Origin of the sequence: Rhodopseudomonas sp. NSM, assembly GCF_052445935.1 — a bacterium.
GTDB lineage: Bacteria > Pseudomonadota > Alphaproteobacteria > Rhizobiales > Xanthobacteraceae > Rhodopseudomonas.
In genome coordinates this window covers 416,649-430,978 of the sequence record NZ_JBQTCH010000001.1, presented here as the reverse complement: position 1 = coordinate 430,978, position 14,330 = coordinate 416,649, and the positions used below count along the sequence as shown (strand labels likewise).

General features: G+C 65.8%; 11 protein-coding genes. 1 reads left to right on the top strand and 10 read right to left on the bottom strand.

Annotated elements, in window-relative coordinates:
* Nucleotides 1-72: 72 nt before the first annotated feature.
* From ACTZWT_RS01885 to ACTZWT_RS01840, 10 genes are all read right to left on the bottom strand, one after another.
* Nucleotides 73-2,334: a TonB-dependent receptor domain-containing protein gene (locus ACTZWT_RS01885; protein WP_444768023.1), complete on the bottom strand. Its 2,262-nt coding sequence runs from the start codon at nucleotides 2,332-2,334 to the stop codon at nucleotides 73-75.
* Between the two features lie 100 nt (nucleotides 2,335-2,434).
* Complete coding sequence (locus tag ACTZWT_RS01880) at nucleotides 2,435-3,424, bottom strand: FecR family protein (protein ID WP_444768022.1); 990 nt, start codon at nucleotides 3,422-3,424, stop codon at nucleotides 2,435-2,437.
* Between the two features lie 196 nt (nucleotides 3,425-3,620).
* Nucleotides 3,621-4,379, bottom strand: a complete 759-nt coding sequence (locus ACTZWT_RS01875; RefSeq protein WP_444768021.1) for an iron ABC transporter ATP-binding protein — start codon at nucleotides 4,377-4,379, stop codon at nucleotides 3,621-3,623.
* Nucleotides 4,376-5,326, bottom strand: a complete 951-nt coding sequence (locus tag ACTZWT_RS01870; protein ID WP_444768020.1) for an iron chelate uptake ABC transporter family permease subunit — start codon at nucleotides 5,324-5,326, stop codon at nucleotides 4,376-4,378. Before ACTZWT_RS01870 ends, ACTZWT_RS01875 begins: the two co-directional genes overlap by 4 nt.
* Nucleotides 5,319-6,296, bottom strand: a complete 978-nt coding sequence (locus ACTZWT_RS01865; RefSeq protein ID WP_444768019.1) for an ABC transporter permease — start codon at nucleotides 6,294-6,296, stop codon at nucleotides 5,319-5,321. The genes ACTZWT_RS01870 and ACTZWT_RS01865 overlap by 8 nt, the downstream gene beginning before the upstream one ends.
* Nucleotides 6,293-7,198, bottom strand: coding sequence for a siderophore ABC transporter substrate-binding protein (locus ACTZWT_RS01860; RefSeq protein WP_444768018.1), 906 nt, complete (start codon nucleotides 7,196-7,198; stop codon nucleotides 6,293-6,295). The genes ACTZWT_RS01865 and ACTZWT_RS01860 overlap by 4 nt, the downstream gene beginning before the upstream one ends.
* Nucleotides 7,199-7,280: 82 nt before the next feature.
* Nucleotides 7,281-8,591 carry a DUF6005 family protein gene (locus ACTZWT_RS01855; protein ID WP_444768017.1) on the bottom strand — a complete coding sequence of 437 codons (1,311 nt, stop codon included), beginning with the start codon at nucleotides 8,589-8,591 and terminating at the stop codon, nucleotides 7,281-7,283.
* Nucleotides 8,588-9,856: an AMP-binding protein gene (locus tag ACTZWT_RS01850; protein WP_444768016.1), complete on the bottom strand. Its 1,269-nt coding sequence runs from the start codon at nucleotides 9,854-9,856 to the stop codon at nucleotides 8,588-8,590. The genes ACTZWT_RS01855 and ACTZWT_RS01850 overlap by 4 nt, the downstream gene beginning before the upstream one ends.
* Nucleotides 9,853-11,586, bottom strand: a complete 1,734-nt coding sequence (locus tag ACTZWT_RS01845) for an IucA/IucC family protein (protein WP_444768015.1) — start codon at nucleotides 11,584-11,586, stop codon at nucleotides 9,853-9,855. Before ACTZWT_RS01845 ends, ACTZWT_RS01850 begins: the two co-directional genes overlap by 4 nt.
* Nucleotides 11,570-13,351, bottom strand: a complete 1,782-nt coding sequence (locus ACTZWT_RS01840) for an IucA/IucC family protein (protein ID WP_444768449.1) — start codon at nucleotides 13,349-13,351, stop codon at nucleotides 11,570-11,572. The genes ACTZWT_RS01845 and ACTZWT_RS01840 overlap by 17 nt, the downstream gene beginning before the upstream one ends.
* A gap of 274 nt (nucleotides 13,352-13,625) precedes the next feature.
* On the opposite strand from ACTZWT_RS01840, the gene ACTZWT_RS01835 reads away from it, so the two are divergent.
* Nucleotides 13,626-14,147 (top strand): RNA polymerase sigma factor, encoded by a 522-nt coding sequence (locus ACTZWT_RS01835; protein WP_444768014.1) that lies wholly within the window; start codon nucleotides 13,626-13,628, stop codon nucleotides 14,145-14,147.
* The last annotated feature ends 183 nt before the right edge of the window (nucleotides 14,148-14,330 follow it).

The following is a 14,330-nucleotide window of genomic DNA, read 5'->3' as shown; positions in this document are numbered from 1 at the left end:
CGCACCCCGACATGGGATGCGGCCCCGGACTCGGCGTCATTGCGGTCGGCTTGCTGGGGCGTCTTTCACTCGTCAGAAGTCGAGCTTGGCGCTGACGAGGAAGGAACGGCCGGGCTCGTAGAGCGGCCGCACCACGCCGGTGCCGTATTCCAGCCCGTAGGTGCCGCGGGCCGCGTAGTTCCTGTTGAACAGGTTTCTGACCTCACCCCGCAGCAACAGCGTCGGCAGCGCGAACGGGCGATGCTCGACGAAGGCATTGAGGACTTCGTAGCCTTCGAGCTTGCCGATTCCCGTCACCGGATTCAGCAGCTTGTCGTAGTCGAACACGACCTCGACATCGCCGCCGAAAGTCAGGTTCCACGGCACGACGGTATGGGCGAGTTGAAACGTCAGCACGTCGCCGATCGGCGCCGTGAGGTACTGGCCGAGATAGGTGTCCGCCGGCTTGCCGTCGACCTCTGCGTCGGTGCGCGCGAATCGCACCCGCGCGAAACCGTCGCCCCAGTTGTAGGTGCCGCCGACGTGGAAGCCCTCCGTCTGCACGTCGAAGCCGCGCAGCGCCTGGTTGGCGGCCCAAAGAGGCACGCGTGCATCGTTGATCTGGGTCCGGAACACACCTCCCTCGAAGCGGAAATCTCCGTAGTGAGCGACGAGGCCGGCCGTGTAGTTGTCGGACGTGACCGATTTCGGGCCGACGCCGTAGACCCAGGCGGGGTTCTGGACATAATTCTCGGCCAGCGGCACGCCGGCCCAGACGTGCGAATAGCCGGCCTTGGCGCTGAGGAAGCTGGTCAGTTCGTATTCGCCGGAGACGTTGCCGCTGAGGCCCTGGTCGCTCGAGCGGAAGCCGTTGACGCCCTTGAAGCTCTGGTGGTCTCCGCGCATGCCGAACGAGAGCTTGGTGCGTTCCCAGGGTCGCAGCCGCGCTTGGGCATAGGCGCCGACATTGTCGGCCTTTTCCGCTGTCCGATAGCTCTGGTCGATGTATGCCGCGCTGTCCCGATAGAAGTCGATGCCGGTGACGATGTCGCCGATGGAGAAGGCGAACTTGTTCTCCAGCTTGCCGTTGAGGCTGTCGCTGATTCCTTCGCTGGTGTAGCTGTAGGTGTTGAGCGTGGCGCCGGTGTATTGGTCCACCGCGACTTTCGAGCGATTGTAGCCCAGCACGAATTTGGGGTCCCACCAGCCGTCGGGGGAGACGTTGGTGTAGGTGAAGACGGTGTTCTGCCGGTCGAGCGTGTAGGGGCGCACCAGCGGCGTCGGCCTGCCACCGATGATCTGCACGGCATTGGCCCTGAACGGGCGCATCGCGTCGTCACGCATCTGTTCGTGGCTGAGCGAGATGCGGTGGCCTTCGAGGCTCTGATAGGCGAACTTGCCGAGCCCGCTCAGAAAATTGGTCGCGGTGCCGAGCACCTCCTGGCCGTTGCCGGCCTTGAACTCGCTGCCCTTGGCATAGGTGAAGGAGCCGAGCGCCTCGAAGCCGCCCTGGCGCGTGTAGCTGGTGAGATTGTTGGTCGAGGTGTTGCCGTTGAAGTTGAACGTCGACTTGATCGAACCGCCGAAGCCGTCGTTGGGCAGGAAGTCGCTCGCGTCCTTGGTCACATAGGCGATCGCGCCGCCGAGCGCGCCGGGGCCGGCATCGGCCGGCGCCACGCCCGCATCGACCCGCACCGCCTTGAGCAGGCTCGGATCGATCATCGTCGTCGCATTGTGGTGGAAGACCTTGTTGTTCTGGCGCGAGCCGTCGATCGAGACCGCGAGATTGGTTTCCTCGATGCCCTGCACATAGACCTTCTGGGACATCGGCAGCGAGGAGCCGACGATGACGCTCGGTTCGCCTCGAAACACGCCCTTGAGGTCGGTCGCATTGCGGCGTTCGATATCCACGCTGGTGATGTTGATCTCGCTGACGCCGTCGCGGCCGATCCCCTGACCGGCGCCCGTGACGCTGATCGTATCCAGCGCGATGCCGCCGCCCGCCACCGCCGCGCCGCCGCCGCCTGGCGCCTCGATCGCGACCGTGCGCGGTCCCGTGAAGCGATAGCTCAGGCCGGAGCCGGCCAGAATCGTCCGCAGCGCCGTGTCGGCAGGATATCGGCCGCTCACCACCTGGGACGTGCCGCCGATCGCGCCCGCGCCCTGATGCACCACCTGGATTCCGGTCGCAGCCGTGAAGTCCGCCAGCGCGGCGAGGCGCGACTTGGCCGGAATATTGAAACTGTAAGCGTTGTTTGCCTGCGCCCGCGCTTCGGGCACAGCGGCAACGGCAAGCGCCACTGCAATCATCGATACGCCGCAGTTCAACACGGCAGCACTTGCGAATTTCCGCATGGTCTAGAGGTCCCCCACTACGCTCGGGGCGCGCGACTGACGGCCCCTCCCGTTGTTCAACGGGCAGGTGGGGCAAACCCCGCAAAAATACTGGAGACCCTCAGCGATAGATCAGCGTCGCGAAGCCCGGCACCGACACGGTGCGGAGCCCGAGGGCGCTGCGCAGGGCTTCCAGCACCGCGCCGGGTTCGTCGGTGCGGAAAGCGCCGGAGAGCGTCAGGCGCTTCAGCTCCGGATCGGCGATCAGCACGCGGCCGGGCGCCATTTTGTCGAGCTCTTCCACAACCTGCGAGAGCGGGGCGCGATCGAGGATGATCAGCCCCCGCCGCCATGCGAACATCTGCTCCGGATCGACGGGCACCGGTGCACCGAGCATTCCGTCCTGAAGCGCAACGCGCTGCGACGCTGTCAGCTTGACCGGACCGCGTCTGGATTCGACGGCGGACACCGCGACTTCGCCACGTTCGACAGTGACCGCGGCTGCCTCGCGATTGACCTCGAAGGCGGTGCCGAGCACCCGGGCATCGACACCCCCGGCATGCACCGTGAAGGGCCGCGCCGGATCTCTGGCCACATCGAACCAGACCCGGCCGCGCAGCATGGTGACTTCGCGACGCTCGCCGTTCATGCGACTCTTGAGTGCGGTGTCGCCATCGAGAAAAGCGAGGGTGCCGTCAGCGAGACTTACTTCGATCCGCTCGCCGGGCAGCGTCGCGACATCGGCGAACGCCCGGTCGATCAGGCCGGGATCGCGCCACACCGCCAGTCCGCCCGCCAGCGCCACGAGAACGACGGCGGCAGTTGCGAGCCTGGATCCCGTCGCGAACCATCTGCGCGGCCGCGGCGCCGCAGCGTCGGCGGCGCGATGCCAGCCGGTGGTCGCGAGCTGCGCGGCGGGAAAGTCGAGCGCGCGCCACAATTCCGATACGTCGCGCATCGCATCGCGATGGGCGGGGTCCGCCATCAGCCAGTCGCGGTAAGCCCGCCGCGTGTCGTCGGAGACGAGGGGATTCTGGAGCCGCACGAACCACTCGGTCGCCTCCCGCGACGTCCGCTCCCGGTCCTTGCTGTCATCGGATGCGAAATTCATCGCCACGCATTCTCTCGCAAAAGCGTCTGCCGTCTTGGCAGGCGCTGCTCTTCTATGCCGCACCGCGGATGACCCCAGGGTTCAGGCGGGTGTGACTGAGAGCGGTCGGGCGGGGTCCGCGATTTCGTCGCCGATCCGGTGCGATATCGGCCCTGCTGATAACGCGCAATCTAGAATGCCCCTAAACATCTTTCCACTACAGGTGATTCAGCACAATCGGTTTCCCGCAATAGGTCTCGACCGGCATGTCATAGCCGAAGATCCGCCGAAGGCTTGCGGTATTCGCGATCTCGTCGGGAGGGCCATTCGCGATCACGGTGCCCCCTTTCATCGCCACGATGTGGTCCGCATAGGTCACGGCCTGATTGATGTCGTGGAGCACGATCACGATCGCGCGGCGCTCGCTGTCGGCGACGTCCCGCAAGGAGCGCATCAGTTCGCGGGCATAGAACATGTCGAGATTGTTGAGGGGTTCGTCGAGCAGCAGCCATCGCGTGCCCTGGCAGAACGTCATCGCCACCAGCACCAGCTGTCGCTGCCCGCCCGACAGTGTGTCGATGAAGCGGTCGGCGAAGGCGGTCAGGTCGAAGCGCTCGAGCGCGGCCTGCGTCAGCGCCCGGTCCTCGTCCGTGGCGCGGCCGTTGTTGTGCGGAAAGCGGCCGAACGCCACCAGCTCGCGCACCCGGAGCCGGCTGGCGATCGCCGGATCCTGCCGCAGGATCGCCAGCGTGCGCGCCAGCACGCGGCTCGGCGTGTGCCCGATCGGCTGCCCGTCGACGCTGATCGAGCCGGTCTGGATCGGCTGAAGCCGCGCGATCAGCGACAGCAGGCTGGATTTTCCGGCACCGTTCGGGCCGATCAGTGCGGTGACGCCGGTTTCGGGAATCTCCAGATTGATGTCCCGCAGGATCGTCGCGCCCTGATAGGCGAGCGAGATGTTCTTCACGACGATCATCGCCGCACTCCCTGGAGAAGCATTGCGAGGAAGACGAGCCCTCCGATGAATTCGATGACGACGCCGAGCGTGGAGACGCCGCCCAGTCCATGCTGCAGGATGGTCTGTCCGCCGACAAGCACGATGATCGCCACCAGCGCCGCGGCGGGCAGCAGGATCGCATGGCGGCGGGTGTCGATCAGCCGCTCGCCCAATGCGACCACGAGCAGGCCGAAGAACGCGACCGGCCCGACCAGCGCGGTGGAGACGGCGACCAGCGCCGCCACCAGCATGATCATCCCGGCGACGACGCGGGTCCATTCGAGCCCGAGGCCCGTCGCGGTGTCGCGCCCGAGTGCGAGAACATCCAGCACGTGGCGCATTCGCCAGGCGATCGCGATTCCGATCGCGGACAACACGCCGGCCGCGACCAGAAGCTCGCCGTGAATCTTGCCGAACCCGGCATAGCTCGCGCCTTGCAGCAGCGCGAAGTCGTTGGGGTCGATCAGCCGGACGAGCAGTGACGACAGGCTCCGGAACAGCACGCCGATGGTGACGCCCGCCAGCAGCATCAGGATCAGATCGACCCGCGACCTCAGCAAGGGCAGGAACAGCAGCGCAGCAAGCGCGACCATCACCAGGGCCTCGCCGGCGAATTTGAGCCGTGGATCGAGTGACGCGAAGCCGAGCCCGCCGACCGCAAACACCAGCAGCGATTGGCTGAAGATGTAGAGCGCGTCCAACCCCATGATCGATGGCGTCAGGATCCGGTTTGCGGTCACGGTCTGAAACACCACCGTCGAGACGGCGATGGAAATTGCGACGAGTATCAGGGCCAGCAGGCGTGTGCTGCGCAGTTCGAGCGCGAAGGCGAGGTTACCGCGGAGTCCGATCGTCATGAAGGCGCCGATGCAGGCGAGCGCGGTCAGGCCGAGGGCCGCCAGCACGATCGTGGAGCGATCACGCATGGGCCGGCCTGCGAAACAGAAGCCAGAGAAACGCCGCGGCGCCGACCACGCCGAGCACGGTGCCGACGGGGATCTCGTAGGGAAAACGCAGCAGCCGGCCGATGATGTCGCAGACCAGAACCAGCGCTGCGCCGCTGCCCGCCACCCAGGGGATCGCCGACCGCATGTTGTCGCCCATCAGCCGCGAGACCATGTTGGGGACGACGAGGCCGACGAACGGGATCAGCCCGACGATCACGACCGTAAGCGCGGTGACGACCGAAATGATGACGAGGCCGATCTGCATCATCCGGGCATAGTCGAGGCCCAGTCCGACGCTGACGTCGCGCCCGAGCGACATCAGGGTGAAGCGGTCGGCGAAGATCCATGTCGCCGCCAGCATCGCGGCCGAGACCCAGAGCAGTTCGTAGCGCCCGCGCAGCACGCCCGAGAACTCGCCACTGGTCCAGATCTCGACGAATTGCAGCAGATCGGCGTGCCAGGCCACGAAGGTGACGGCGGCGCCGACGACACCGCCATAGACCAGCCCGAAAAGCGGCACCAGGAAGGGTTGCGTCGGCGGCAGCCGATGCGCGATCGACAGGAACAGCGATGTGCCGGCGAGCGCGGTCAGGCTCGCGACGAGAGTTTTCAGGGCGATCGAGGCCGACGGCATCAAAAGGGTGACGAGCAGGATGCCGAGCGCGGCGCTCTGGCCGGTGCCCGCGGTCGTCGGTTCGACGAAGCGGTTGCGCGCCAGCGTCTGCATCACGAGGCCTGCGATCGCGAGGCCGGCCCCCGTCAGCACGGCGGCGAGCGTTCGCGGCAGGCGACTGGCCGCGATGAGATAAAGCGCATCGGGATCGGTGAAGGCGTCGTGGATCGAAACATCCCCGACGCCCACGAACAGACTCGTGACGAAGAGCCCCGAGAGGACCAGAAGCGCGGCGGCGCCGATAGGGCGCCCCACCGCCTGTTCGACGGGCATCATTGCGTGGCCGAAAATCCGCGGGTGATCGCCGCGAGCACGCGGGTCATGGCCTGGATGCCGCCTCCCGCAATGTACAGATCGGCAGCGGGAAGATAGATCACGCGGCCCTGCTTCCAGGCCTTGGTGCTCCGCACCAGTTCATTGTCGAGCGTCGCCTGCGCCTGGCTGTCGCCGGCGCCGATCGCGAGCGCGCGATCGACCACAATCAGCCAGTCGGGATCAGCCTTGCGGACGAATTCGAACGACACCGCCTCGCCGTGTATTCCGGGACCCATCGTGGTCACTGCGGGTTCGATGCCGAGCGTCGCGTGCAGCCAGCCGAACCGCGACCCGACGCCGAAGGCGGAGATCTTCGGCCCGTTCGTCATCAGGATCAGCGCCCGGCCCTTGTCCTTCGCCGCCTCGCGCGCGGCGGCGACTGCGGCAATGAACGTCCGCTGCGCCTCGCGCGCCGCCTCTTCGCGGCCGAACAGCCGGCCATAGGTTTCGAGGCGCGCTTCAGCGTCCTTGATGAGATCCTGTCCGTCGATCGACATGTCGATGGTCGGTGCGACGCGCGCGGTCTGCTTCAGTTTCGGCGAGGAGCGTCCGCCGAGAATGATCAGATCGGGGCCGAGTGCGCTGAGGGCTTCGAGGTCCGGTTCGAACAGGGTGCCGACGACTTTCGCGCCGGCGGCGGCCTTCTTCAGCTCGGGCAGATAGACCCGATCCGGCACGCCCGCGGCTTTCACCCCGAGCAGATCGAGCGTGTCGAGCGCCGCCATGTCGAACACCGCGACGCGTTGAGGCTTGGCCTGCAGCGCCACCACCCCGCGCGCCGTGCTGATATCGACCGACTCGGCGAAGGCCGCTGCCGGAAGAACGAAGGCGGCCAGAATGGCGATCAAACGGATCATGAACATGGATTGCCTTTGAACAGAACGTGGCCGCAAGCGTGGCGCGGGGCGATGATCACAGCGTGGCGGAGACTGCATACCGGGAGCCTCATCCTGCTGCCAGTCGGTCATTGGACGAGGGTACAAGCGTGAAGCCCTGGTCGGCGCACCAGTCGAGAAACACCGCGTGTAGTCGTGCCTTGATGGCGGCTTCGAGCGCGTCGAGACGGTCGAGCGTCCCGAAGATTTGCGCGGCGTGGGAATGGTCGCGGGTCTGCGCCAGTCGCAGGATCGCGAAGTGCAGGCCCGTCAAGCCGAGCGCGAGCTCTTCGATTTCGTCGCACCAGTGCAGAAACTCGCCGTTCGGCAGGCGCAGGGCTCGCCAGAAGTAAGCGAAGCCGTGCTCATAGGCCCATTTGCGGATCGAGATCACCGGCAGCTCGCGCAGAGCGGTGTTCAGCTCCTCGACGCAGAGACCATTGCGACCCTCGACATGGGCCGCAACGATATCCCGCACACGGCGGATCAAGGGATTGTCGTCGGCAATGAAACTCGCGAGGAAGAAGTCGCGGATGTCCGCGGCCGCAGGCTGTCTCACCGCGCTTCGGTCGAACACGTAGCCGCCCGCGACGCTCGGCTGGGCAATGGCGTTGAGCAGGCGCTCGCGCGCGATCGGGCCTTCCCAGCGGAAATCCGGATCTCGCACCTGCCAGATCTCGGCATCCTCGGTCGGCTCGACCATGAGATAATGCGGGAAGGGGTTCTGGTTGAACTTGTTCTCCCGCTCCGGCAGGTGAAACATGTCCAGCATCACCATGACGTTTTCAGTCGGCCGGCGTCCCGCCATCAGGCCGAGCAGCTTGTCCAGATTGGCCGGCTTCGATGCCGAATGATCGTACCACTCGGTGATCCGCACGCCGTAGAGCCGCTGAAACCAGCGGCGGAAGAATTCGTGGCTGATCTGCGGGGTGTGATACAGCAGTTGGTAGCGCTCGGAGACGGCGAAGTCCGCATCCCAGATGCTGAAATACATCGGTCGGTGATCGAGTCCGGCCGCCTTCACCGCGTCGCACAGGCACGAGACGAAGCAGTGGACCTTGATGTCCTGATACACCTCGCCGTGCACGTCGGGCTCGGTGGTGTCCGCCGCGGTCGTCGCGTCCTTGGGGGCAGGCATCTCGTCGGCCAGCAGCGCCGCGAGATCGCCGACCGTCTCGATCTCCGCCGCGGCGACGATCTGCTCGGGCGCGGGAAGGCCGTGGTCCAGCTCCAGATGCAGAAACAGGTTCAGCATCAGCACGGAGTCCAGATACAGATCGGCGTTCAGCCGCGATTGCGGGCCGAAGCCGTCGAGGTGTTTGTTGTCCATCCGCTCGGCGAGCACGGTGCGGATCGCGGCGACGATCTCCTCGCGGGTCATGCCATGGCCTCCGCGGCGACCCGCGCGAGCCGGCCCTCGGCATACAAGGTCGCGATTGCGCGCCGGCTGATCTTGCCGTTCGCCTGCCGCGGCACATGGGCGACGCGCATCGTTTCCATCGGCACCTGATGCGCGGCGAGATTCTGCGCGCACCATTCGCGCAGGCTCGCGGGCGCGATAGCATGCTCGGCACTGAAGGCGAGGGCCACACGCTCGCCCGCGAACGGGTCGAGCTTGCGGAAAGCCACCGCATCGGTCACGCCCGGCATCGCCATCACCACGTCCTCGACCTCTCGCGGATAGACGTTGAGGCCGGAGACGTTGATCGTGTCGTCGAGCCTGGCGACGAACACGAGAGTGCCATCGGCTTTCGAGTAACCGAGATCGGCAGTGTGAATCTCGCGCTCGCCCACGCGCACCACGATCTCCCGCGGCGCATCCGCCGTGCCGGTGTCGACGCCGAGATGCGGCAGGGGATGTCCCATCTCATCGGCGGCGGCGAGGTCGGGATTGATCGCGATACATCCGGATTCCGAGCAGCCATATTGCTGGAACAGATGTCCGGTCCGGCCGCGGATCGCGGCGAACCAGCTTTCCGGCAGCAGCGTGCCGGAGGTCATGGCGGCGAAGATCGTCTCGCCGGCCGGCAGCAGCCGGGCGATCGTGTGCAGCATTGCGGGCGATGAATACAGCAGCGGCTGTCGGGTCTCGCGCAGGCGCGCAATCAGGAATTTCGGATTTCCGGTGTTGAGAATATGCGGGACCTGTCCGCGCCTGAGCGCCACGAGCACGCCGCAGATCAGGCCATAGGAATGCGTGACCGGGCAGGCGACCACCGGAGTCATGTCCTCCGGCTCACGGAAGAACGCGACGTAGTTTTCGATCTCGCGGTCGATCTCGGCCCAGCTCCGGGCGATCCGCTTCGGCTGGCCGGTGGTGCCGGACGTCGTCTGCAGCAATCGTCCCGGGCCGGCAGCGCCGCCTTCGAGAATTTCGGTCGCGTAGCCGTCGAGGATCAGTCGGTGGCAGCCCGCGTCGACCGCCATTCGGCGCGCCGCCGCGCGCGGCGTCGATGGGTGGATCGGCAGGATGCCGGCCCCGGCCTCGCGGATCGCGAACAGCAGCGCCAGAAATTCGGCGATGTCGCTGAGGCACACCGCATAGCAACGGCCTGCGTGATCCGCGAGTGCCGTCGCAATGGCCGCGCGCTCGCTCATGTCCTGCATCAGGGCGCGATCGTAGTGCTTGTCGTCGATACGGATCATGCTGTTTCTCGGGTCATCAGGGAAAGCCCCGCGAGCGCATTCGGGACTCTGTGCTGGAGATCGGGCCCGCTGAGCCCGAGCTTTCGCGCGAGCAGGCTTTCAGTCTCGATCTCGCGCATGCCGAAGCCGAGCCGGGCGGCGCGATCACCGAGGCGATGCTCGGCGAGATCGGCGAGGAGGCGCTGCGTCACGCGATACCAGAATGCCCCCTCGTTCAGGCCGTAGAAGCTCTGCACCAGATGCGAGATTTCGGAGAGGTTGAAGACGAACAGGCAGTCGACGAACAGGTCGCGCAAATCCTCGGGGCGCTGCATCCAATAGTATTGATCGGGGCGGGCATCGCGGTAGTCGGAATGCAGCGTCTCGAAGTCCGGCGCCAGCGCCGGGCTGGCCAGAAATCCCGGCACGAATTCCAGGCTGTCGTGGAAGTCGCGCAGGATCAGCCGCTCCGGCCAGCCGTCGCGGTGAACCAGCACCATGTTCTGTCCATGCGCTTCGGTGGCGATGCCGTGCACCACGAGGAGTCGCCAGACCGGCAACACGGCGACGTCGATGAATCGGTCGATCCATTCCCTGATGCCGTAGCGGATCAGCCACGGATCGATGAACGGCCGCCCGTCCGCCTCGACCGCCATCAACGCGTTGAACGGCGCCGCGGCCTCACCGTCGGCAAGCTTGCTTTCGACACTCTCGCGCCAGATCGCCGCGATCTGTCCGCCGAGCGCTCCGTCCCGGTCGACGATCGCGCCGGCATATTCGCGCAGGATGTCGAGCCGGTAGCGGCTCCTGAACAACGGGTCGCCGTCGAGCACTTCGCCGAGCCAGTGAGACAGAACCGGAGCGGTGCCGACCGAATGCGGTTCGAGCGTGCGGCGCGTCGACGTGTTGACGATGTTCATCGCGAGCTTCACGCCGCTCGCGCGCGGATCCCGCGCATTGCTGAGCGAGCGCACCGACTGGCTGGCGCGGTAGCGATCTCCCGCCGTCCCAAGATCGTGCACGCGCCCCGATCGGATCAGCGGCTTCATTCGATCTTCAGAAAGACTGCGCCACTGCCAGGGATGAACCGGCATCAGGCCGAATTCCCGAGCGTCGAGTCCCAGCGTAGCGGCCCGCGCGCGCAGCGCCATCTTGGCCTCGGCCCCGATTTCGCGCTCCCAGAACCTGTCCTCGCTGTCAGGGAGCGACAGATGCAGCAGGTCGCGCGCGACAGCGAGCCAGACGAGCTGGAACGTGTGGCCTGCCTCCGGCCCGTAGGTGCTGTGATCGTGCTCGTCGAAGCCGGTGCGGGACTTGAAGCAGGGGTGGTAGGGATGTCCCTCGTCGATCGCCGCGTCGAGTTCGGAGAACGGCAAATCCCGCCGGTCGCGACGTGGCAGGTGATCGACGTTCCAGCGCATCAACGCGGCGGTCTGCGCCAGTTCGCGGCCGAGCCGCTCGCGCTCGCGCTCTGCGCCGGGCAGGACCGAGACCACGTCCGCGATCGACGCCTGCCGCCATCCGGCAGTCGCGCGCCATGCGACTGTTCCGGCTTCCAGCCGCGGACGGCCGAAGGCGCCGATGCGGCCGCGCGCCCGCCAGGCGCGGCCGTCGATGCACCATTCGAAGCTGCGAGGACCGCATCGGACAAAATCCTGCGATCCGAACAGATTCTCGTAGAGTGCCGCCGCGGTGAGCTGGCGTACCACGCGCTCTTCCGGCCGCTCGACAATGTCAAACGGCAGCGGCACAGGCGTCTCCCTGGCGTGCGGTGCGGCTTGCCGAAAACAGCGGATTGCGCAGCTGCACATAGATCGCCCGGCCGTCGTCGGCCTCCAGTTCGTCGATGTCGAGCAGGCGGGTGAGGAGATTGGCCTTGGCGGCGACGGTCGGCCGGCTCAGAAATCCCGCCGCGAACTCGCCGCCGACGCCGGTGAGTTCGTGTGCGAGCCGCTCCAGTCGCTCGCGCAGCATCGCGAGCAGCGCCTCTTCCGCGATCAGCCCGTCCTGCCCCATGCGCGCGATGACCGAGCACACCTGATTGACGATCAGGTAGTAGCCGAAGCGTTCCTGGATCACGTAATCGTCGAAATACAGCCCGGCGATGCCGGCAGTCTCCGGCACCAGCGCCGTCAGCCGCTCGCGGTGCGCGTTCGACAGATAGAACCCCTGATTGTCGCGATAGTAGAACGCGGTCGGAAACCCGGACGAGACGTCGAGCAGGCCGTTCTGCTGATGTGCCTCGAATGCCACGCCGAGTTCGTCGTAGAGCCGGATCATCGAATCGAGCGCGCAGTCGAGATAGGCCGCGAACCAGCGCCTGCAGACGTCGTCCACCGGCTCGCCGCTGCGCGCGGCGAGGTCGCGGATGATCCTCTCCAGCCTGGACCGGGCGCCCGGCGGTGGATCGGCCGTCAGCGCCGCGATCGTGACGCCGGTGTTCTCGAGGCCTCTCGTGAACGGGTTCTCGCGGAAGATCACCTCGAATCCACTCTCCCTGCATCCCGGCAGCTGGAGCGTGAGATAGGCCGGATCACGGATCAGGCGAAAGCGCGGATGGCGGGCGAGAAAATCCGTGCGTGCGAACAGCCGCGACATGGCGACGCCTGCTTCGAGCTCGGACATCTGGTTGGCGCGCAGCGAGTTGGTGATCCTGACCGGGAGTGAGAATTTAAGCATCCACGGGACGTCCGCGCTGTAGACCGTCCGCACCGAGGAGGTCGGCGAGAAACAGGCGCCGATATGACCGAGGGAACGTAGCCGTCCCTCGGCTGCCAGCCTTGCAACCGCAGGATCCAGCATCAGCGCTTCGGCCTGCAGCGGATGCATCGGAATAAGCCCTTCGCCCGACTGTAGCCGGGGATGCTCACTTGGCGGTATCATCGTTTTGATGATGTCGGGCAGGGAAACGCCCGGCGCCGCATCCTGTCGCAACAGTGCCGAGTCGGCGGCGAAAAAGGCGAGCCGGAACTGCTCGCGGTGTTCGGGTGCGTAAGTGGGCCGCTGCCAGCTGGTCATGCCCTGACGGCTCTTCGGGGTAGGATGCAGCCAGTGTCCGAATACCAGGCTCTGTTCGCCATCGAGGAAATTCGTCCCCTCGCTTTCCGCTGCCCGTTCCAGGCCATCGGCTATGCAATCGTAGCTGTCGAGCACGCGGCCCAGCAGTTCGGCTTCTTCATGGCGCAACGCATCCGCCCGCTCCGCGCCCATGCTGGCGTAGCATTCCTGCACCATGAGATAGAGCGCGCGCAGCGGAGCGATCTCGCGCCAGGCGTTTTCCGGCGACCGGCAGACGAAGACCCGTCCAAATCGAATTGGCCCGCACAATGAATGCCGCTCGATTTCGGCGCGCAGCGCCGCCGCAGCCATCGGGCAGGCCCATTCGATGTAGTCCGCAGGGTCGCCGTGCTTCGCCCAGCGCGCGCACGGCGCGCCGGGGTCGACCTCGCGCAGATAGCAGTTGGCGAAGCTCTGGAATGCTGCGCGCTCGGCAACCTGGCGCATGGATACGTGCATCGGCATGTCTTCTTCCGCGAACCGCCCCGGGGCTGATGGGCCTCATGGGTTAAACGGTCCGCGGCCGTGAAAGCCGTAATGCAAGTCCGATCCGTAGTTTAGAATTCAACCAGCAAACAATCGTTGAGATGTCGTTGGCGTTGACATCTCCGAGAGGAATGCGGTTAGAAGAATGGTCAGTAATAATCGCTGAAACACGCTTTTGAACTGTTTAAGAATGGTGTTGCGGCAGCCTTGAGATTATCTCCGGACGCTCGCCGTCCGGACCGGGCTGATGCCTGACGATGAGGATACCATGTCGTCTGCGACAGAACTGCTCAATATCTTCGGGGCAGAGCAGGGCCATCTCCAGCGGCTGGTCCGGCGCATCACGGGCAGTACCCACACTGCGGAGGATGTCGTCCACGAAACGTTCATCAAGCTGATGAATCGCGACGTGGGCAAGCGCGATGTCGGTCTCGTCGTCACCACCGCGCGCAACCTCGCCCGTGATGCGATGCGCGCCGAGCGCGTGCGGCTGTCCTATGCCGAAAGCATTTCGCGCGACCAGTTGCAGCCTTCCGTTGTGTGCCCCGAGGACGAGGTTGCGAGCCGGATGGATCTCCATTCGCTGCTGCGCGCGCTGGAGACGCTGCCACGGCGAACCAAGCGGATTTTCCTGCTGAGCAAGATCGACGGCATGACGTATCCGCAGATTGCACGTAGTCTGAATATTTCGGTCTCGACGGTCGAAAAGGAAATGATCTCCGCCCTCGAATTCTGCCGCAATTGGCGACGTCGCCGCGAGAATATCTGAGTTCTTTCCGCGAGGAATGGTCCTGCGACCCGCGTTGCCGCACGCGGTGAGATCGTGCGCACGGATTCGTCGCGCCGGTCTCGCGCCTGCCATCCGCGATGCGACCGAACCGGCCGCTCTGCAGACGACACGACCAGTCGAAGCGGAGCCCGCGAGCTCCGCTTCGATGACCGTTGTGATTGG

What these genes read in the sequence shown, in the direction of transcription:
- ACTZWT_RS01840 (WP_444768449.1), bottom strand. Translation starts at nt 13,351, where the DNA reads ATGCACGTATCCATGCGCCAGGTTGCCGAGCGCGCAGCATTCCAGAGC.
- ACTZWT_RS01855 (WP_444768017.1), bottom strand. Translation starts at nt 8,591, where the DNA reads ATGACCCGCGAGGAGATCGTCGCCGCGATCCGCACCGTGCTCGCCGAG.
- ACTZWT_RS01880 (WP_444768022.1), bottom strand. Translation starts at nt 3,424, where the DNA reads ATGAATTTCGCATCCGATGACAGCAAGGACCGGGAGCGGACGTCGCGG.
- ACTZWT_RS01835 (WP_444768014.1), top strand. Translation starts at nt 13,626, where the DNA reads ATGCCTGACGATGAGGATACCATGTCGTCTGCGACAGAACTGCTCAAT.
- ACTZWT_RS01865 (WP_444768019.1), bottom strand. Translation starts at nt 6,296, where the DNA reads ATGATGCCCGTCGAACAGGCGGTGGGGCGCCCTATCGGCGCCGCCGCG.
- ACTZWT_RS01870 (WP_444768020.1), bottom strand. Translation starts at nt 5,326, where the DNA reads ATGCGTGATCGCTCCACGATCGTGCTGGCGGCCCTCGGCCTGACCGCG.
- ACTZWT_RS01875 (WP_444768021.1), bottom strand. Translation starts at nt 4,379, where the DNA reads ATGATCGTCGTGAAGAACATCTCGCTCGCCTATCAGGGCGCGACGATC.
- ACTZWT_RS01850 (WP_444768016.1), bottom strand. Translation starts at nt 9,856, where the DNA reads ATGATCCGTATCGACGACAAGCACTACGATCGCGCCCTGATGCAGGAC.
- ACTZWT_RS01885 (WP_444768023.1), bottom strand. Translation starts at nt 2,334, where the DNA reads ATGCGGAAATTCGCAAGTGCTGCCGTGTTGAACTGCGGCGTATCGATG.
- ACTZWT_RS01860 (WP_444768018.1), bottom strand. Translation starts at nt 7,198, where the DNA reads ATGTTCATGATCCGTTTGATCGCCATTCTGGCCGCCTTCGTTCTTCCG.